Source organism: Curtobacterium sp. MCBD17_008 (assembly GCF_003234475.1).
In the GTDB taxonomy this organism is placed as follows: Bacteria; Actinomycetota; Actinomycetes; order Actinomycetales; family Microbacteriaceae; genus Curtobacterium.
The window spans coordinates 1-17787 of the sequence record NZ_QKTK01000002.1 but is presented as its reverse complement, the minus strand read 5'-3'; the positions used below and the strand labels follow the sequence as shown (position 1 = coordinate 17787).

19 protein-coding genes are annotated in these 17787 nt (G+C 72.1%); 12 read left to right on the top strand and 7 right to left on the bottom strand.

Translation table 11 applies throughout. From position 1 onward, the window contains the following. Window positions 1–79: 79 nt before the first annotated feature. The 4 genes from DEI95_RS01915 (at window position 80) to DEI95_RS01900 (ending at window position 5078) form a co-directional block, all read left to right on the top strand. Window positions 80–322, top strand: a complete 243-nt coding sequence (locus DEI95_RS01915; RefSeq protein WP_220036609.1) for a hypothetical protein — start codon at window positions 80–82, stop codon at window positions 320–322. Between the two features lie 155 nt (window positions 323–477). Beyond that, entirely contained in the window at window positions 478–2097 is a 1620-nt protein-coding gene (gene pgm / locus DEI95_RS01910; protein WP_110890430.1) for a phosphoglucomutase (alpha-D-glucose-1,6-bisphosphate-dependent), read from the top strand. A gap of 211 nt (window positions 2098–2308) precedes the next feature. Continuing rightward, on the top strand, window positions 2309–4657 hold the full coding sequence (locus DEI95_RS01905) for an MDR family MFS transporter (protein ID WP_111059205.1): 2349 nt from the start codon (window positions 2309–2311) through the stop codon (window positions 4655–4657). A 136-nt stretch (window positions 4658–4793) separates the two neighbouring features. Next, window positions 4794–5078, top strand: a complete 285-nt coding sequence (locus DEI95_RS01900; protein WP_110823544.1) for a GNAT family N-acetyltransferase — start codon at window positions 4794–4796, stop codon at window positions 5076–5078. Window positions 5079–5088: 10 nt separating this feature from the next. Here the strand turns inward: DEI95_RS01900 and DEI95_RS01895 are convergent, their stop codons facing one another. Further along, a complete protein-coding gene (locus tag DEI95_RS01895; protein WP_110823543.1) occupies window positions 5089–5418 on the bottom strand; it encodes a hypothetical protein in 330 nt (109 codons plus the stop codon). A 100-nt stretch (window positions 5419–5518) separates the two neighbouring features. After that, window positions 5519–6568 (bottom strand): biotin/lipoate A/B protein ligase family protein, encoded by a 1050-nt coding sequence (locus DEI95_RS01890; RefSeq protein WP_111059204.1) that lies wholly within the window; start codon window positions 6566–6568, stop codon window positions 5519–5521. A 436-nt stretch (window positions 6569–7004) separates the two neighbouring features. On the opposite strand from DEI95_RS01890, the gene DEI95_RS01885 reads away from it, so the two are divergent. After that, window positions 7005–8174, top strand: a complete 1170-nt coding sequence (locus DEI95_RS01885; protein ID WP_146243564.1) for a S9 family peptidase — start codon at window positions 7005–7007, stop codon at window positions 8172–8174. A gap of 35 nt (window positions 8175–8209) precedes the next feature. Here DEI95_RS01885 and DEI95_RS01880 read toward each other — a convergent pair whose 3' ends face one another. Next, on the bottom strand, window positions 8210–9082 hold the full coding sequence (locus DEI95_RS01880) for an alpha/beta hydrolase (RefSeq protein ID WP_111059202.1): 873 nt from the start codon (window positions 9080–9082) through the stop codon (window positions 8210–8212). A 78-nt stretch (window positions 9083–9160) separates the two neighbouring features. Here DEI95_RS01880 and DEI95_RS01875 point away from each other — a divergent pair, with 78 nt between their 5' ends. From DEI95_RS01875 to DEI95_RS01865, 3 genes are all read left to right on the top strand, one after another. Further along, window positions 9161–10303: an inorganic phosphate transporter gene (locus DEI95_RS01875; RefSeq protein WP_111059201.1), complete on the top strand. Its 1143-nt coding sequence runs from the start codon at window positions 9161–9163 to the stop codon at window positions 10301–10303. Window positions 10304–10314: 11 nt separating this feature from the next. Next, complete coding sequence (locus DEI95_RS01870) at window positions 10315–10584, top strand: hypothetical protein (protein WP_111059200.1); 270 nt, start codon at window positions 10315–10317, stop codon at window positions 10582–10584. A gap of 248 nt (window positions 10585–10832) precedes the next feature. Further along, the gene (locus tag DEI95_RS01865) at window positions 10833–11771 is read left to right on the top strand and encodes an acetamidase/formamidase family protein (RefSeq protein WP_111059199.1); all 939 of its coding nucleotides are present in this window, start codon (window positions 10833–10835) and stop codon (window positions 11769–11771) included. Between the two features lie 161 nt (window positions 11772–11932). On the opposite strand, the gene DEI95_RS01860 is transcribed toward DEI95_RS01865, so the two are convergent. Further along, window positions 11933–12685 carry an SDR family NAD(P)-dependent oxidoreductase gene (locus tag DEI95_RS01860; RefSeq protein WP_110823537.1) on the bottom strand — a complete coding sequence of 251 codons (753 nt, stop codon included), beginning with the start codon at window positions 12683–12685 and terminating at the stop codon, window positions 11933–11935. A gap of 150 nt (window positions 12686–12835) precedes the next feature. Here DEI95_RS01860 and DEI95_RS01855 point away from each other — a divergent pair, with 150 nt between their 5' ends. Then, entirely contained in the window at window positions 12836–13300 is a 465-nt protein-coding gene (locus tag DEI95_RS01855; protein ID WP_110890444.1) for a MarR family winged helix-turn-helix transcriptional regulator, read from the top strand. Next, complete coding sequence (locus DEI95_RS01850; protein ID WP_110823535.1) at window positions 13297–14643, top strand: MFS transporter; 1347 nt, start codon at window positions 13297–13299, stop codon at window positions 14641–14643. Before DEI95_RS01855 ends, DEI95_RS01850 begins: the two co-directional genes overlap by 4 nt. Before the next feature lie 60 nt (window positions 14644–14703). Here the strand turns inward: DEI95_RS01850 and DEI95_RS01845 are convergent, their stop codons facing one another. Further along, entirely contained in the window at window positions 14704–15594 is an 891-nt protein-coding gene (locus tag DEI95_RS01845; protein WP_181436155.1) for an alpha-E domain-containing protein, read from the bottom strand. A gap of 163 nt (window positions 15595–15757) precedes the next feature. Here DEI95_RS01845 and DEI95_RS01840 point away from each other — a divergent pair, with 163 nt between their 5' ends. Then, window positions 15758–16267 (top strand): MarR family winged helix-turn-helix transcriptional regulator, encoded by a 510-nt coding sequence (locus DEI95_RS01840; protein WP_110890450.1) that lies wholly within the window; start codon window positions 15758–15760, stop codon window positions 16265–16267. 38 nt (window positions 16268–16305) lie between these two features. Further along, window positions 16306–16494 (top strand): hypothetical protein, encoded by a 189-nt coding sequence (locus DEI95_RS01835; protein WP_110899798.1) that lies wholly within the window; start codon window positions 16306–16308, stop codon window positions 16492–16494. A 6-nt stretch (window positions 16495–16500) separates the two neighbouring features. On the opposite strand, the gene DEI95_RS01830 is transcribed toward DEI95_RS01835, so the two are convergent. Both DEI95_RS01830 and DEI95_RS16535 read right to left on the bottom strand, forming a co-directional pair. Beyond that, entirely contained in the window at window positions 16501–17382 is an 882-nt protein-coding gene (locus tag DEI95_RS01830; RefSeq protein WP_258367401.1) for an NAD(P)-dependent oxidoreductase, read from the bottom strand. A gap of 165 nt (window positions 17383–17547) precedes the next feature. After that, the coding region (locus tag DEI95_RS16535) for a hypothetical protein (RefSeq protein ID WP_375342335.1) at window positions 17548–17787 on the bottom strand (240 nt) is incomplete at its 5' end.

The window sequence follows — 17787 nt, the reverse complement described above, 5'->3', positions numbered from 1 at the left end:
AGTGGTCGTAGCAGTCGACGGCGTCGCGGACGTCGACTCGACGGACGTGACACCTCGGCACGACAGCGAGGAGACCACCATGAACACCTTCCCCCTCGGCGGGACCTTCGTGAGCGGGCTCCGGCAGCGCGACGAGCACGGCACGTACACCTCGTCCGCGGACGCCCGGACCGACACGATCGGGAGCTACACCGGCGTCGCCGTGGGCCGCCTCGGCCGCTTCGTGGACACGCAGTCCCGTCGTCCGAGCACGGTCACCGCGAGCACCCGTACCGTCACCGGCTCGGTCCGGACGGCCACGGGGTCGTTCCGCACCGCCTGACCCGCACCACTCCCCCAGACCGCGAGCGGTCGCACTCCCTGACGCCCCCCTTCGTCCGGGAAGGCGGCCGCTCGCTCCTCGTCCGGCAGGCGGCCGTCCTGCTCGTCCAGCGGTGACCCTGAACGCGTCCACCCGTCGGATGCCAGGATGGGCACATGAACGACCGTGCCGGCACCCCAGCGACCGCAGACGACCTCGTCGACCTCGACGCCCTCATCGCCGCGTACTACGACCGGGTCCCGGACGTCACGAACCCCGAGCAGAAGGTCGTCTTCGGCACCTCCGGCCACCGGGGCTCGTCGCTCGACACAGCGTTCAACGACACGCACATCGCCGCCATCACGCAGGCGATCGTCGAGTACCGCACCGCGCAGGGCACCGACGGCCCGCTCTTCATCGGCCGTGACACGCACGCGCTCTCCGGCCCGGCCGAGCGGACCGCGCTCGAGGTCCTCGCCGCGAACGGCGTGCACGTCCTCGCCGACGCCGACAACGGCTACGTGCCGACACCCGCGCTGAGCCACGCGATCATCGCCTACAACACGGCCGGCCACGACGACACCGCCGACGGCATCGTCATCACGCCGAGCCACAACCCGCCGCGTGACGGCGGCTTCAAGTACAACCCGCCGCACGGCGGCCCGGCCGACAGCGACGCGACGACGTGGATCGCGGACCGGGCGAACGCGATCATCGCCGGCGGCAACGCCGAGGTGCAGCGCGCCGAGCACGCCACGCACGACGGCTACGACTTCCTGCACAACTACGTCGCGGACCTCGAGAACATCATCGACATCGACGCGATCAAGCGCGCCGGGGTGAAGATCGGTGCCGACCCGCTCGGTGGCGCGTCGCTGCCGTACTGGAACCTCATCCGCGACCACTACGGACTCGACCTCACCGTCGTGAACCCGGACGTCGACCCGACCTGGTCGTTCATGACGCTCGACTGGGACGGGAAGATCCGGATGGACCCGTCGAGCCCCTCCGCCATGGCCTCCGTGGTCGCGCGGAAGGACGACTTCGACGTCCTGACCGGCAACGACGCCGACTCCGACCGGCACGGCATCGTCACGCCGGACGGCGGGCTGATGAACCCGAACCACTACCTCGCCGTCGCGATCGAGTACCTGTACGCGCACCGCCCGCAGTGGCGCGAGGACGCGGCCATCGGCAAGACCCTGGTGTCGTCGAGCATCATCGACCGCGTCGCGGAGTCCCTCGGCCGTCGCCTGTGGGAGGTCCCGGTCGGGTTCAAGTGGTTCGTCCCCGGCCTGATCGACGGTTCCGTGGCGTTCGGCGGTGAGGAGTCCGCGGGCGCCTCGTTCCTCCGCAAGGACGGCACCGCGTGGACGACGGACAAGGACGGCATCATCCTGGCGCTCCTGGCGTCCGAGATCGTCGCCGTGACGGGCAAGACGCCGTCGCAGCTGTACGCCGAGCTGACCGAACGGTTCGGCGCCCCGGTCTACCAGCGGGTCGACGCCGCCGCCTCGAAGGAGCAGAAGGCGCGCCTCGGCAAGCTCGACGGCGACGCCATCCAGGCCGAGACCCTGGCCGGCGACCCGATCACCGCCAAGCTGTCGAAGGCACCGGGCAACGACGCGGCCGTCGGCGGCGTGAAGGTCGTCACCGACAAGGCGTGGTTCGCCGCCCGCCCGTCGGGCACCGAGGACGTCTACAAGATCTACGCCGAGAGCTTCGTCGGGCAGGAACACCTCGAGCAGGTGCAGCGTGAGGCCAAGGAGATCGTCGACGCCGCGCTGGGGGCCTGACACCGGCCGCCGTTCCGTGCACGGCTGACCCCTGCCGTGCGCGCCGGGCCCCTGATGCGGGCCCTCGACGACCGCGATGCGGGCCTCCAGTCCAGCCGCACGTCGGGCTGTGGACGGCTGCCGATCCCCACAGGAACGCCCCGCCGGAGCACGCCGTGCGTGCGGCGGTTGTAACTTTGCACGCAGCGCAAAGTCCTCGGGAGTCCCGCACATGACACAGATCGCGACCGCACCCGCGGCCCCCACCACGGCGTCGAACGCCGTGATGAACCACCGCCAGATCCTGCTGGTGATCTACGGCCTCATGGCCGGCATGTTCCTCGGCGCCCTCGACCAGACGATCGTCGGCACGGCCATCCGCACCATCGGCGACGACCTGCACGGGCTCGACCAGCAGGCGTGGGTGACGACCGGGTACCTGATCGCCTCGACGATCACGACGCCGATCTACGGCAAGCTCTCCGACCTGTTCGGTCGGCGACCGCTGTTCATCACGGCCATCGGCATCTTCATCATCGGCTCGCTCGCGGCCTCGTTCTCGACGTCCATGCTCATGCTCGCCGGCTTCCGTGCGCTGCAGGGCCTCGGCGCCGGTGGCCTGATGTCGCTGCCGCTGGCGATCATGGGCGACATGCTCGCGCCGCGTGAGCGCGCCAAGTACCAGGGCTACTTCCTCGCCGTGTTCGGCATCTCCTCCGTCATCGGGCCACTGGTCGGCGGTGTCTTCGCCGGCGCCGACGACCTGCTGTTCGTCACCGGGTGGCGGTGGGTGTTCCTCATCAACGTCCCGATCGGCGTCATCGCGCTGTTCATGGTCTTGACGTTCCTGCACCTGCCCAACTTCGGCGAGCGTCGGAAGCCGCGCATCGACTGGTGGGGTGCCAGCCTCGTCATCGTCACCCTCGTGCCGCTGCTGCTCATCGCCGAACAGGGCCGCGACTGGGGCTGGGACTCCCCCGGCGCCTTCGCCTGCTACGGCATCGGCGCACTCGGGCTCATCGCGTTCGTCATCGTCGAGCGCGCGATGGGGGACGACGCGATCCTGCCGCTGAAGCTCTTCGGCTCGCACGTGTTCTCGATGGCAGCCGTCCTGTCCGTGCTCATCGGCTTCGGCATGTTCGGCGCGATGCTGACGATCCCGCTGTACCTGCAGATCGTCAAGGGGGTCACCCCGACCGAGTCCGGCTTCGCGATGCTGCCCATGGTCCTCGGCCTGATGATCTCCTCGATCGCATCGGGACAGATCGTCTCGCGCACCGGCAAGTACCGCATCTTCCCGGTCACCGGCACGGCCTTCACCGCCGTCGGCTACACGGTCCTGACGTTCCTGACCGCGGACCGTCCGCTGTGGTTCCTCATGACCGGGATGTTCCTCATCGGCCTCGGGCTCGGACAGCTCATGCAGACGCTGACCCTCGCGGCGCAGAACTCGGTGAGCCCGCGGGACATCGGTGTCGCCACCAGCGCCGCGACGTTCTTCCGACAGATCGGCGGCACGATGGGCACCGCCGTGCTGCTCTCGGTGCTGTTCAGCCTGATGCCGACCAACATCTCCGGGGCGCTCCAGAACGAGTCCGACCTCAAGAGCGCCCTGAACGCGGCGCTGAACCCCGCGGTGGCGAACGCCGAGCAGAACGCGGGCGTGATGGACCAGATCTGGGACCCGATCGTCACGCCGGTCAAGCGGAACGTGCAGGACGGTCTCGACCAGGGCGCCGTGCAGGCCAAGCGCGCGGCGGACCAGGCCGTCACGGAGCGGGTCACCGCGGCCGTCCAGCAGCAGGTCGCCGCCGGACGTGTCCCCGCCGCGGCCGCCGACACGGTCATCGCCCAGCAGGTCGACGACGCGAAGGGTGCCGCCGAGCAGCAGGCACTGCAGGCCGCCGCCGCGAAGGCGAACGCCGAGGTCGTCGACGGCACGCTGCAGGTCGACTACTCCGACGCCGACCAGCGTCGTGACGTCGTCGACGCGGTGGCGCCGGAGCTCGTCGACCAGCTCCGCGACGGGAAGGGCGGGACGTCGTCGACCACGTCGTCCACCAACGACACGTCCTTCCTCAACGGCGCCGACCCGCGACTGAGCCGTCCGTTCCTGGTCGGGTTCAGCGACTCCGCCGTGACCGTCTACTGGGTGGGTCTGGCCGTCGTCCTCGTGGCGTTCGTCCTCACGTGGTTCTTCCGCGTGCCGCCGCTCCGGAAGACCTCGGCCCTGCAGGAGCAGGCCGACGCCGCACGGAAGAGCGCCGACGACGACCGCCTGACCGTCGACGCGCAGCAGGCCGCCGCGGGGTCGGGTTCGCTCGTCTCCCCCGACACCGGCTCGACGGCGGTCGTGCCCACCTCGCCCGACGTCCCCGCGCAGCCCCGCTCGGCCCAGGCATCCAGCGGAACGGCTGACGCGACGACGCACGGAGCGCACGCGGCGTCGACCCCGGTGGACGAGCCTCCGACGCTGACCGGCGCGATCCGGACGCAGCACGGCGCCCACGCTGCCGGCACGGCCCCGGTCCCCCCGTCGGGTCACGACGACCACCCGCACGGTCGCCACAGCGCCGAGTAGCTGCGCCGAGTAGCTCCGGACGAGGGCGGGTCCGAGCGACGGGACACCGCCGCGCGGACCCGCCCTCGTCACGTTCCGCGCCCGCACCGGGACGACTCCGTGCCCACTCCGGGCCGACCGGGGTAACGTCCGGACGATGAGTCTCGACGTGCGCAACGACACCGACAAGAACCAGTACTCCCTCGTCGAGGACGGCGAGGTGATCGGGCTGGCGGCCTACGAGGTCGACGGCGACGAGATCCGCTTCGTGCACACCGAGGTCGACCCCGAACACCGCGGCGGCGGCCACGCGTCGATGCTCGTCCAGAACGCACTCGACGACGTCCGCGCGAACTCCGACCGACGTGTCGTCGCCCAGTGCAGCTACGTCGCGGCCTGGGTCGAGCGGCACCCGGACTACCAGGAGCTCACGGCTCGCTGACGCGTTCCCGTCAGTACTGGCGGTCGTGCGTACCGGCCCGGTGCGCACCAGCCGAGTGTGCCCCGACGGCGGGCACCCGGATGAGCACCGACCCGCTCAGCAGGTCGTGGTCGTGACGGGACGGCGTCGGCGCCTCCCGCGGCAACCGCGCCTGCCGTTCGTACTCGGTCTGCGTCTCGTGCCGCGTCGGGGCGAACACCTCGTCCAGCATCCCGACCGCACCGCCGGATCCGCCCCCGCGCGTGGCCTTGTTCGACAGGTCGATCCAGCCCAGACGGTCGGCGATCCACATCACGACGGCCGCGACGGCCACCGCCCCCAGGAAGATCAACCAGTTCACGGGAGTGACGCTACGTGGCCGATCGACGGAGGACATCCGCCGCGCGGCTGATCCTCGCGATCCGCACCGACGGCGATGGCCGGACCCCGGGGGTCCGCGCTCAGGGGACGCGCTCGAGCCACTCCCGCGTCGAGAACTTCGTGTCGACGAGCTCCTGCGCCCGCTGCCGCTCGGCGTCGGTGACGTGCCCCTCGGTCGCGCCGTAGAGCTTCGTGAACGTGCCGATGAGCCGGTCGATGATCTCGGCGCGGGTGAGACCGGTCTGCGAGCGCAGCGGGTCGACCCGCTTCGCGGCGCTCGTCGTCCCCTTGTCGCTCATCTTCTCGCGGCCGATGCGGAGGACCTCCACCATCTTCTCGCCGTCCATGTCGTAGCTCATGGTGGCGTGGTGGAGGAGCGACCCGGTGCCGAGGCGCTTCTGTGCGGCCCCGCCGATCTTCCCCTTGGTCGAGGTGATGTCGTTGAGCGGCTGGTAGTACGCCTCGATGCCCAGGGACTTCAGCGCCTCGATCACCCACTCGTCCAGGTACGCGTAGGAGTCGGCGAACGTCATGCCCTGCACGAGGTCGGTCGGGACGTACAGCGAGTACGAGATGATCGCGCCCGCGTCCATGAACATCGCACCGCCGCCCGAGATCCGCCGCACGACCTGCACGCCGTACTTCTCAGCGCCGGCCGGGTCGACCTCGTTCTTGAGCGATTGGAAGGACCCGATGACGACCGCGGGCTGGTCCCACTCCCAGATGCGCAGCGTCGGCCCGCGGCGTCCGGCCCCGACCTCCTCGGTGAGGACCTGGTCGAGCGCGAGGTGCTCGTTCGGGCTGATCGGCCCCTCGTGGACGACCTGCCACTCGTAGTCCCGCCACGAGGAGGCGCGCGAGAGCGCCCGCCGTACCGCGACCCCGACGGACTCGGGCGTGAAGCCGAGCAGGACGGCGTCCTCCGGCAGCGCGTGGCGGACCGCGGCGGCGATGCCGGCCGCGTCGGTGTCGGCACGGAGCCCGTCCACCGCCTGGTCGATGAGCGGGAGCGCGTCGTCCGGTTCCAGGAAGAAGTCACCGGCCAGGCGGAACTGGTCGATCTTGCCGTCGACGACCTCCAGGTCGACGACGACGAGCTTGCCTCCGGGGACCTTGTACTCACCGTGCATGTCGCCACCCTATTCCGGGAGGCCCGTGGCGGCCCCGCAGCGGGACTCCCGTCCGGCGGCCGGGAACGGCGTCCGTCGCCCGCAGTGCGACCCGATCACCTGAAAACGAACCGAGTTGCCGCTGTGCGTGTGCGGGCGTAGCGTCGTCACCACGCCTGGGGTGCGACCCCCCTCGAGCCTCGGGCGTCGCCACTCGATCCGTTCCCCCCAATGGGTCGAGTGGTCCGGCCCCGGTCTGTTCCCCCCAACAGGCCGGGGTCTTCTCCGTCGGTGGGTGTGTTCATCCACAGGTCGCGGGTCGGTCGCTGGTTCCCGAATAGGGTCGTCGTGTGGTCAGACAGGACAGCGGCAGCCAAGGCAGCGGCAGCCAGGGCAGCGCCGGACAGCACGACGTCGGACCGGGCGTCGGACGTGGCGGCGGGGTCCGCGCATGTGCATGACCGGCGTCGTGGTCCGTGCTGTGGCGGGAGCGGCCGCCGTGGGGCTCGCAGCATCGACCGCAGCGGGTGTCGTGGTCGCCCGCAAGGCCGTCCATCCGCGTCCGAAGCGGACCGTGACCGTCCTCGACGTGGGTCCCGCGGGCGTCACCGTGCCGGCCGACGAGCAGACCCGGTGCCCGGGCGTGTACCGGGTGTACTTCGGGGACGACGAGCACAGCGTCCTGCTCGGTGACGTCCGCACCGACGACGGCGAGCGGGTGTGCCGCGCGGTGCTCGACGCCCCCGCGACGCTGCCGGCCCCGGGTGACGAGCTGCTCTGGACGGGGTACCTCCTCGACCAGCCGACAGCCGTGTCGCCCGACTCCGCCCAGGTCACGATCACGGCGGACGGCTCGGACCGACCGGCCTGGCTCTTCCCCGTTCCCGGGGCGACGACGTGGGCGATCCACGTGCACGGCATCCACTCCAGCCGGACCGCCGTCCTCCGTGGCGTCCCCGACACCCTCGACGCCGGCATGACCTCGCTCGTGATCGGGTACCGCGGCGATGTCGAGGACGACCGTGGACTGCCGGCGACGTTCGGCTCCGACGAGTGGCACGACCTCGACGCCGCGATGCGGTACGCCGTCGACCACGGTGCGGAGCGGCTCGTCCTCGTCGGGTGGTCGATGGGGGCGACGATCGCGATGCACGCGGCGAGCGACTCCGCACTCCGGGACCGCGTGGGCGCGATGGTCCTGGTGTGTCCGGCCCTCGACTGGTTCACCGCGCTCCGGTGGGGCGCGGTGAAGGCCGGCTTCCCGGGGTTCCTCGGCGTGCTCGGCGCCGGTGCGCTCACGGTCCCGGGACTCTCCCGGCTCGCCGGCATGCGGACGCCGATCCCCCTCGGACGGATGCGACCGCGGCCGCCGGTCGGGGTCCCGCTGCTCGTGATCCACAGCGTCGGCGACCGGGACGTGCCGATCGACGCCTCGCGGCGCTTCGTCGCGGCGGCGGGACCGGCGGCGACCCTGGTGGAGGTCGCGTCCTGTCCGCACGGCTCGGAGATGAACCGGGACCCGGACCTGTTCCACGGGTCGGTGCGCCGGTTCCTGGCACGCGTGGCGGCACGGTCAGCGGACGCGGACGCGGCCGTTTCCGCGGAGCACGGCGGCACCGCCAGCTGACCCGGCATCCTCCGACCGAGGCGTCAGCCCGCCGGTCAGCTGCGGTCGACCGCCCGGTCGAGCCACGCGACGAGGTCCGCGACCACCTCGTCACGGTTCGTCTCGTTGTAGACCTCGTGCCGCGCCCCCTCGTACACGCGCACCGTGACGTCGGAGAGCTGACCACGCCGCCGGTACGCCCGCGCGAGCAGCTCGACGGACCGGGGCCCGCCGAGCGAGTCCTCGGAGCCGACCTGCAGCAGCATCGGCAGGTCGTGCGGGATCGCCCGGCGCGGGACCCCGAGCAGCCGGAGGGTGTCCGGCAGCCCGAACAACCCCAGCACGTCGGCCTCGACCGCGAGCGGGTCGACCCCGACGGCGTCGATGACCGCCCGGTCCCGGGTGAGCCACTCGTGCTTCGTCGGACCGGACGCCGCGTGCCGCCGGTTGAGGTCCCCGCCGTTCATGAACCCGGGCAACCGGAGCGCGGTCGCCGACAGCACGACGCCCGCGTACCGCTCCGACGAGGTGTTCGCGATCCGCTGGGCCATGAGCGACCCCCACGAGTGTCCGAGCAGCACGACGGGCAGCCCGGGGTCGCCGTCCATCGCCACGGTCGTCATCTGCTCGACCGCCGCGATCGCCGCCCGCAGTCCACCCGGGCCCAGGCGTCCGAGCTTCCCGTGGTCGCCGTCCCACTGTCCGAGACCGGTCCGGCCGTGGCCGCGGTGGTCGGTCGCGTGCACGGTCCAGCCGGCGCGCACGAGGTCCTGGGCGAGCGGCTCGTACCGCAGCGCGTGCTCCCCGACGCCGTGCGCGATCTGCACGATGCCCTTCGCCCTGCCCGCACGCCAGGTCGAGTAGACGATCTCGACGCCGTGGGCGTCGGTGAACGAGGAGTCACCTCGGGCGGCGGAGAACGTGGGCACGGCGTCATCCTGGCAGACGCCGCACCTGTTCATCCCGCGTTCACGCGCACCTCCGGGGACCGGCCTAGCGTTCCGCGCATGGACGTCCTCGTCACCGTCGTGCTGGTGATCGTGGTGGCCCTCGTGTTCGACTTCACGAACGGGTTCCACGACACCGCGAACGCCATGGCCACCTCGGTGGCCACGGGTGCCCTCAAGCCCCGCACCGCCGTCCTCATCTCCGCCGTCCTGAACCTCGTCGGTGCGTTCCTCTCCACCGAGGTGGCGAAGACCGTGTCACAGGGCCTCATCCGCGAAGGAGAGGACGGCATCCACATCACCCCGACGATGGTCTTCGCGGGGCTCGTCGGCGCCGTGCTCTGGAACCTCGCCACGTGGTACTCGGGCCTGCCGTCGTCGTCCACCCACGCCCTGTTCGGCGGGCTCATCGGGGCGTCGGTGATCGGTGCCGGGCTGGACTCGGTCGACTGGGCCACGGTCGTCTCCAAGGTCGTGCTCCCGGCGCTGCTCTCCCCGGTCATCGCCGGGGTGATCGCCCTCGTCGCGACCTACCTGGCCTACACGATCACGAAGAACGCAACCACGCACGGCGCCGCCACCGGGTTCCGGCACGGCCAGACGGTGTCCGCCTCCCTGGTGTCGCTCGCCCACGGGACGAACGACGCGCAGAAGACCATGGGCGTCATCACCCTGACCCTCATCGCGGCGGGCTACCAGGGCGCGGGGACCGCCCCGGAGCTCTGGGTGGTCCTGGCCTGCGGGCTCGCGATCGCCCTCGGCACGTACATGGGCGGCTGGCGGATCATGAAGACCGTCGGCAAGCGGATCTCGGACGTGCAGTCCCCGCAGGGGTTCGCGGCGGAGACCAGCTCGGCCGCGACGATCCTCGTGTCCTCGCACCTCGGCTTCGCCCTCTCGACGACGCACGTCACGAGCGGCTCGGTCATCGGTTCGGGCCTCGGCAAGAAGCTGGCCGACGTGCACTGGGGTGTCGTCGGCAAGATCGTCGTGGCCTGGGTGATCACGCTGCCGTCCGCCGCGGTGGTGGGCGGTCTGGCGACGTGGATCGCGTCGAGCTCCACCATCGGGCTGGTCGTCGTGGCGGTGCTGGCCCTGGTCAGCGGGCTCACGTTCGCCGTCCTCGCCCGCCGCAAGCCGATCGGTGCGGACGACGTGCGCGAGGGCGCCCCGGAGCGCGAGTCCGTGGCCGCCGGGAACTGAGGGAGGACCAGATGGACATCGACTTCGGAGCGATCGGCACCGTCGCGGGGGTGGGCTTCGTGGCCGCCGTCGGCGTCGTGCTGCTCTACACGCTCGGCCTGCGCCTGCTCGGCACCGGTCAACCCGCCGACGTCGGCGGCGAGCGCACACAGTACGCCGAGGAGACCCCGCGCTCGGGCTCGACACCGCGCATGGCGTCCCTCGGTGCCGGCGTCTGCTTCGCGCTCTGCGGCGCAGCCGTCCTGTACGGGATCGGGCTGACGATCCCCCAGTTCCACTGAGCGTTCGAGACGCCACCGTCTGCTCGAGACACCACCTCGCACCCGAGACGCCGCCGGTTCCGGCGGCGTCTCGTCCGTCGTGCGGCGTTACCCGGAGACGGGCCCGTCTCCCAGGCAGGCCCGTCTCACAGGCTGGGCAGGCAGACCCGCCTCGCAGGCACGCCCACCCCGCCCGCGGCCCACGTCCCCCGTCCGGACGGGAGGCCCGCCCCACGGCGCCGACAGGTGCGGCCTGGCAGGATCGCCGAGTGACCCACCACCGCATCGCGACCACCGCGGACACCGCCGTCGACGTGTTCACCGCCGAACGCCGGCCCGTGCTGACGGTCGAGCCCGGCGACACCGTCACCGTCCACACGCTCGACGCCGCCGGCTACACCGAGCGTCTGCCGGCACCGGGCGTCGACGTGCCGACCCTCATCAGTCCGCGACGAGGCCACTGCCTGCTCGGGCCGATCGCGGTCGCGGGCGCCCGTCCCGGGCAGGTGCTGGCGGTCCGGTTCGACGACCTCGTCCCGGACGACTGGGGCTACACCGGTTCCGGTGGGGTGGACACCCCGCTGAACCGAGCGCTCGGGCTCGCCGACCCGTCGACGCGAGGGCCGCTCCTCTGGGACATCGACGCGTCGGCGGGGACCGCCTCCAACCAGCTCGGACTCGGCGTCCGGACAGCCCCGTTCCTCGGCGTCGTCGGCGTCCCGCCGGAGGCCACCGGCGAGCACGTGACCACCCCGCCCCGGGCCGTCGGTGGTGGGAACATCGACTGCCGCGAACTCGTCGCCGGCGCCACGCTGTACCTGCCGGTGACGGTGCCCGACGCGCTGCTGACGGTCGGGGACGGGCACGCCGCCCAGGGCGACGGCGAGGTCTCCGGCACGGCCGTCGAGTGCGGCATGACGACGACGATGACGCTGTCCCTGCTCGACACGGCGCCGGTCGCGGGCATCCACGCCGACACCCCGGCCGGGCGCATCACGTTCGGCTTCGACGCGGACCTCAACGCGGCGACGACGACGGCCCTCGACCGGATGGTCGACTGGATCGCGGCGGAGCACGGCATCGGCCGCGCCGAGGCGCTCGCGATGGCGAGCGTCGCGGTGAGCATGCGCATCACGCAGATCGCCAACCGGACGTGGGGCGTGCACGCACTGCTCGCACACGACGCGATCCTCACGCAGACCCGCTGACGGACGGGAGGCCCGACGGTCGTGAGCAGGTCTGCTCACGACGATCGGGCCTCCCGGCCGGTCCGCCGGCCGGTGCACGCGCACCGGCTCGAGGCCGCCCGCGCGACCGCACGGAGGGTCGGTGCACCGAGGCGGGTGCGTGAGGGTCAGTGCACGGACGGTCAGTGCGCGGAGTAGCCGCCGTCCACCAGGTGGTAGCTGCCGCTGATGAACGACGCCTGGTCGCTCAGCAGGAAGAGGACGAGCGCGGCGACCTCGGTGTCGGTGCCGAGTCGTCCGGCGGCGTGCAGGGACTCGAGGCCGGCGAGCTCGTCGGCGCTCAGCGAGGACCGGACCAGCGGGGTGTCGATGAAGCCCGGGCCGACGGCGTTGGTGCGGACGCCCTTCGCGGTGTACTCGAGCGCCGCGACCTTCGTGAGCCCGACGAGTGCGTGCTTCGACGCCACGTAGGCCGCGTTGTTCGCGATGCCGACCGAGCCGAGGACCGACGACATGTTGACGACGGCGCCGCCGCCCGACTCGAGGATCGCGGGGATCTCGTAGCGGAGGCCGTAGAAGACCCCGTCCAGGTCGACGGCTCGGACGCGGTCCCACGCCTCGACGTCGTACTCGCCGATGGGCTGCGGGGCGGCACCGATGCCGGCGTTGTTCACGGCGAGGTGCAGTGCGCCGTAGGTGTCGACGGCGAACTGCACGGCACGTTCGTTGTCGGCGGCGAGGGCCGAGTTCGCGGCGACGGCGGCCGCGGTGCCACCGGCCTGCTCGATCTCGGCGACGACGCGCTCGGCCGCCTCCTGCTTGATGTCCGTCACGACGACGGAGGCCCCCGCCGCCGCGAGCTCCTTCGCGATCGACTCGCCGATCCCGCTGCCACCTCCGGTGACGATGGCGACCTTGCCCTCGAACCCGTTCATGCGTCCTGCTCCTCCTGGTGCCTTCCGGCCCGTCTCATCTGGGCAACACCTGTTGTCCAGATGCCCATCGTACGCCTGGCGGTCAGAGACAGCGGGGCGAGGCGGCCCAACTGGTTCGTTCGCTGAACTAATGAGGTAGGCTGACGATCCGTGACCGCCACCGACCCGCTCCCGACCACCGCGCGTCGCCGACCCGCTCCGCACGCCGCACTCGCGACCGACGTCCGTGTGGCCGTGAACCGGCTCTCGCGCACGCTCCGCGCGCAGAAGGCCGACACGTCCGTCACCGACGCCCAGTTCTCCGCCCTCGCCCTGCTGCACCGCGACGGGCCGATGACGCTCGCCGACCTCAGCCGGGCCGAGGGCGTCACGCCCCCGTCGATGACGAAGACCGTGGACGTCCTGATCGATCGCGGCCTGCTGACGAAGGACGACCACGGGGACGACCGACGCAAGGTGCTGCTCTGCCCGACCCCGGCCGGCGCAGAGCTGGTCGCCGAGACCCGGCAGCGTCGTGACGACTGGCTCAGTCCCCGGCTCACGGCCCTCACCGCGGCGGAACGACGGACCCTCGCCGCCGCCACGGACGTCATGCGGAAGCTCGCCGCCCGGTGAGCGCCGTGTTCCGGTCCCTCTCGGGACGCAACTACCGCATCTGGTTCGCCGGCGCCCTCGTGTCGAACATCGGCACCTGGATGCAGCGCACCGCCCAGGACTGGATCGTCCTCACCCAGCTGACCGACGACGACGCCGTCGCGGTCGGCGTCACGATGGCGCTGCAGTTCGGTCCGCAACTGCTCCTGCTGCCCTGGACCGGACTGGTCGCGGACCGTTTCGACCGGCGTCGCATGCTCATGGTGACCCAGGGCCTGATGGGACTGCTCGGGCTCGGCCTGGCCGTGATGGTCCTCACCGACACCGCGACGCTGTGGACCCTGTACGGCTTCGCCCTCGCACTCGGTGTCGTCGCGGCGTTCGACACCCCGGTCCGGCAGGCGTTCGTGTCCGACGTCGTGACGGGCGAGAACGTGTCGAACGCCGTCGCGCTGAACTCGGCGTCGTTCAACGCCGCCCGGCTCGTCGGCCCGGCGGTCGCGGGCGTCCTCATCGCGGCGATCGGCTCCGGGTGGGTGTTCGTCATCAACGCGGGGTCGTTCCTCGCGGTGCTCGTGGCCCTGCGCTTCGTCGACCCACGGCAGCTCGCCGACCGCCCGCGGGCCGCCCGCGGGAAGGGGCAGCTCGTCGCGGGGTTCCGGTACGTCCGGACCCGGCCGGACATCCTCGTCGTGCTCGCCATGGTCTTCGTGGTCGGCACCTTCGGCGTGAACTTCCCCATCTTCACCTCGACGATGGCGCGGGTGGAGTTCCACCGCGGTGCGGGCGACTTCGGGCTGCTCAACTCGGTGATGGCGGTCGGCTCGGTGCTCGGCGCCCTGCTCGCGGCACGACGCGACGCTCCCCGGATGCGCACGCTGGTCCTCGCCGCCGGCGGGTTCGGCCTCGCCTGCACCGCGGCCGCCCTCGCCCCGACCTACTGGGTCTTCGCGGTCCTGCTCGCCTTCGTCGGCCTCGCAGCCCTGACCTTCATGACCACGGCGAACGCCCTCGTGCAGACCACCACGACCCCGGCCATGCGGGGCCGCGTGATGGCGCTCTACATGGCGATCTTCGTCGGCGGCACCCCCGTCGGCGCTCCCGTCGTCGGTGCCGTCGCCGACGCCTGGGGACCGCGGTGGGCGATCGTCGTGGGCGCGCTCGCGGGCTTCGTCGCGCTCGCGATCGCCGTCCTGTGGCTCGTCCGGTCCCAGCACCTCCGGCTGCGGTACGACGCCGACGCACGTCTGCACCTCGCCGTCACGCGGTCGACACCGGTGGTCGGGACGCGGGCGAGCCGAGCGGCCGTGCGCCGGGACCTCGAGCACGACGAGGTGGTGGCGGACCGGTCGAGCGCCGTCTGACCTGACCTGGCCCTGGCCCTGGCCCTGGCCCGGATTGGCCCGGCCCGGTCCGGCCCGGTGTCAGCCGACCGGTTCGGGTGCGGCGAACACGCGGGCGTCCAGCGCCGCCGTCACCGTCTCGGCGGCCAGCGCGAGCCGCGCTCCGGCGGACCGGGCGGCGTCGACCGCGGTGTCCGGCGTCAGGGTCTCGAGCTCGGCGCGGGCATCGCCGAACGCCCGGACCTCGGCCGCCAGGTGCACGCCGACGAGGTCGTCGAGGCACTCCTCGCTCCGGCGGGTGAGGAAGAGGAGCGAGCGCGGGCTGTGCGCGTCGAGGAGCAGGAACGTGGCCGCCTCCGAGGACGTCGTGCCGCGCCGGTGCTCGCGGTGGAACGCCTCCCCCGCACCGCAGGCACGCAGCGCGGTCGTCCACGACGCCGCCGAGGCCGGGTCGAGGAGGTCCGACGCGAGCATCCGCGCGGTCACCGTCAACCGGGTGAGCGAGCGACCGAGGGTGAAGAACTCCCACACCTCGTCGCGACTGGCGTCCCCGTCGACGACCCCGACCGCGAGGGCGCTCCGTTCGCGGACCCAGCCGAGGAACTCGTGCGCCCGCTCCCCCGCGATCTTGCGCGGCAGCCGCGACCGCGTCGTGTTGAGGCAGTCCCACAGCTCGGTGGAGACGACGTCACGCGCACGACGCGCGTCGTCCCGGGCGACCGCCACCGCAGCGGCGATGGAGGCCGGTTCGTGGCGGTCGAGCGCCAGGGCCTCCAGGGTCGCGTCCGGACCGAGGTCCACGTCCTCCGGCACGGTGGCGCCGACGACGCCGCGGAGGCTCCGGCCGATCGAGCCCGTCTCGGCCGCGGGGTCCCGGCGCGCGAGGTGCACGTCCAGCAGACGCGCGACGACGTCCGTCCGCTCGACCGCGCCCCCGACGCTGTGGACGCTCCGCGCGAGTCGGTTCAGCACGGCGACTCCTGCATGCGGCGAACCTACTGACCGCGCGTTGCCGGGGTGTTTCGGGATGACGTCCCGAGTGTTGCAGACCGTCGCTCGCTTCGTTCCCTGGACGGTGGACGTGCATCTGACGCGCTCGCTAGACAAACTAACTAGACCGTCTAGCATTGATCCCATGACTTCCGAGGTGACGACAGCAGCCCCGGGTTTCTGGTACGGCGAGGACTCCCGGGTCGACGCGGTGGACGTGCTGAACGCGCTGCGTCGGTACCGCACTGCCGAGAGCTCCGCCCAGCGTCGTGTGCGTGAGGAACTCGGGATCGGTGAGAACGCGTTGATGGCCCTGCGGGTGCTCGTCGACGCCGAGACGTCCGGCCGGACCGTCAACTCGAAGGAACTCGCCGAGCGCCTCGGCATCACCGCGGCGTCGACGTCGGCGCTGGTGGACCGGCTCGTCCGTTCCGGTCACGTCGAACGGCACGCCGACCCGGCCGACCGGCGTGGGGTCATCCTCACCGCCACGGGTCGCTCGATGCGTCGCGCCCTGGCCGTCATCGGCGACCTGGACTCCCGTGCCGTCGAGGTCGCGCAGCACCTGCCCCCGGAGGACATGGCCGTGGTCGTGGCCTTCCTGCGCGAGATGGCGGGCGCCGTCGACGAGTCCGCGGACCACGACGAGTACTGACGTCCGTGTCGCGACACGTCCCGCCGTACGCTGAGGGCATGCGCGAGCCCGAGGACGACATGCCCGCGGCCGAACTCGACGCGCGTGCCCGGGCAGATGCCGCACTGCGACGCATCCGGGACGGCGCGGATCCCGCGCAGGAGGCCTTCACGCTCGCGAACACCCTGAACGACGAGTCCGTGGGCCGGGTCGCCCGACGACTCCGGCAGGTGTTCCGCCGGTCCTGACGGTCGTCAGAACGCGGTGCCGACCGCCGCGATGTCGTCCCCGCCGTGCCCGGCAGCGCTGGCCTCGGCGTAGACCCGGCCGAGTGCGTCGAGCAGGGTGGTGTCGACGCCGGCATCCCGAGCTGCCTTGGTGATGAGAGCGATGTCCTTCCGCAGACCGTCGAGGGCGAACTGCGCCGGGAACTCCTGCGCGATCATCGCCGCGCCCTTCGTGTGGGCGTAGGCGGAGTCGCTCGCCGACCCCTCGATCGCCTGGAGGAACAGCTGCGGGTCGAGGCCGAGTGCCGAGGCGATCGCCAACGACTGCCCGGTGGCCGCGGTGATCGACGCGATCCAGGCGTTGGCAGCCAGCTTCAGGGCAGTCCCCTGGCCGACCCGGTCGCCCGCGTGGACGACCTTGGCGCTGACGGCATCGAGCACGGGCTCGACGCCGGACACCGCGTCGGGATCGCCCGCGACGAGCATGGTCAGCTTGCCCTGCTCGGCCGGCGCCTTCGTGCCGAGCATCATGGCCTCGACGAGGGTCATGCCGTACTTCGCGGCGAGCTGCACGACGGTCTCCGTGCCCGGCACGCCGATCGTCGACGCCTGCACCCACACGGCATCTTGCGGCGCATCACCGGCGGCCTGCTCGAGGACGTCGACCACCGCGTCGGTGTCGAACAGGGTCAGCAGCACGACCTGGGCATCGGCGACCGCGTCCGTGACCTCTGCCACGACGGTCGCGCCGAGGTCGGCGAGGGGTCGCGCGCGCTCCGTCGTGCGGTTCCACACCGTGACGTCGTGCCCTGCGCGGAGCAACGACTGCGCGACACCCGCTCCCATCGCTCCGGTTCCCAACACCGACACGCGCACCGTGGTCTCCTCACCGCGTGGCCCGAGCGCCACGACCAGGTCGACGGTACGCCGCTCCGCGGGACGGCGTCCCGGCCGGCTCGGGCCAGGACGGTGGGGTCGAGGCAGAGGTGGGGGCGCGGCAGAGCGGCGGGGTCGGGCCCCGCGCACCGCAGGGTGCGCACCGCCGGGTGCTCGCCGCCGGGTGCGCGCCGCGGGTCAGGACCGGATGACGCCGCTCGTGGTGATCCGGTCGAGCTCGACGGCGATCGCGTCGACGACCGCCTTGGTGACGGCGTCGACGACCGCCTCGACCAGGGGCAGCTGCTCGCGGCTGACGGGGTACTCGCGCGCCAGGGACGCGCGGAGGCGGGCCGGGATCCCGTCGATCACGGCGATGAGGTCCGTGGGGACGGGTGGGGCGGGAGGAACCGGCGCGACAGGAGGGGTCGCCTGGGC

Coding starts and splice junctions, on each gene's coding strand:
- DEI95_RS01840 (WP_110890450.1), top strand. CDS start 15,758: ATGACTTCCGAGGTGACGACAGCAGCCCCGGGTTTCTGGTACGGCGAG.
- DEI95_RS01835 (WP_110899798.1), top strand. CDS start 16,306: ATGCGCGAGCCCGAGGACGACATGCCCGCGGCCGAACTCGACGCGCGT.
- DEI95_RS01870 (WP_111059200.1), top strand. CDS start 10,315: ATGGACATCGACTTCGGAGCGATCGGCACCGTCGCGGGGGTGGGCTTC.
- pgm (WP_110890430.1), top strand. CDS start 478: ATGAACGACCGTGCCGGCACCCCAGCGACCGCAGACGACCTCGTCGAC.
- DEI95_RS01915 (WP_220036609.1), top strand. CDS start 80: ATGAACACCTTCCCCCTCGGCGGGACCTTCGTGAGCGGGCTCCGGCAG.
- DEI95_RS01885 (WP_146243564.1), top strand. CDS start 7,005: ATGACCGGCGTCGTGGTCCGTGCTGTGGCGGGAGCGGCCGCCGTGGGG.
- DEI95_RS01890 (WP_111059204.1), bottom strand. CDS start 6,568: ATGCACGGTGAGTACAAGGTCCCCGGAGGCAAGCTCGTCGTCGTCGAC.
- DEI95_RS01900 (WP_110823544.1), top strand. CDS start 4,794: ATGAGTCTCGACGTGCGCAACGACACCGACAAGAACCAGTACTCCCTC.
- DEI95_RS01875 (WP_111059201.1), top strand. CDS start 9,161: ATGGACGTCCTCGTCACCGTCGTGCTGGTGATCGTGGTGGCCCTCGTG.
- DEI95_RS01860 (WP_110823537.1), bottom strand. CDS start 12,685: ATGAACGGGTTCGAGGGCAAGGTCGCCATCGTCACCGGAGGTGGCAGC.
- DEI95_RS01905 (WP_111059205.1), top strand. CDS start 2,309: ATGACACAGATCGCGACCGCACCCGCGGCCCCCACCACGGCGTCGAAC.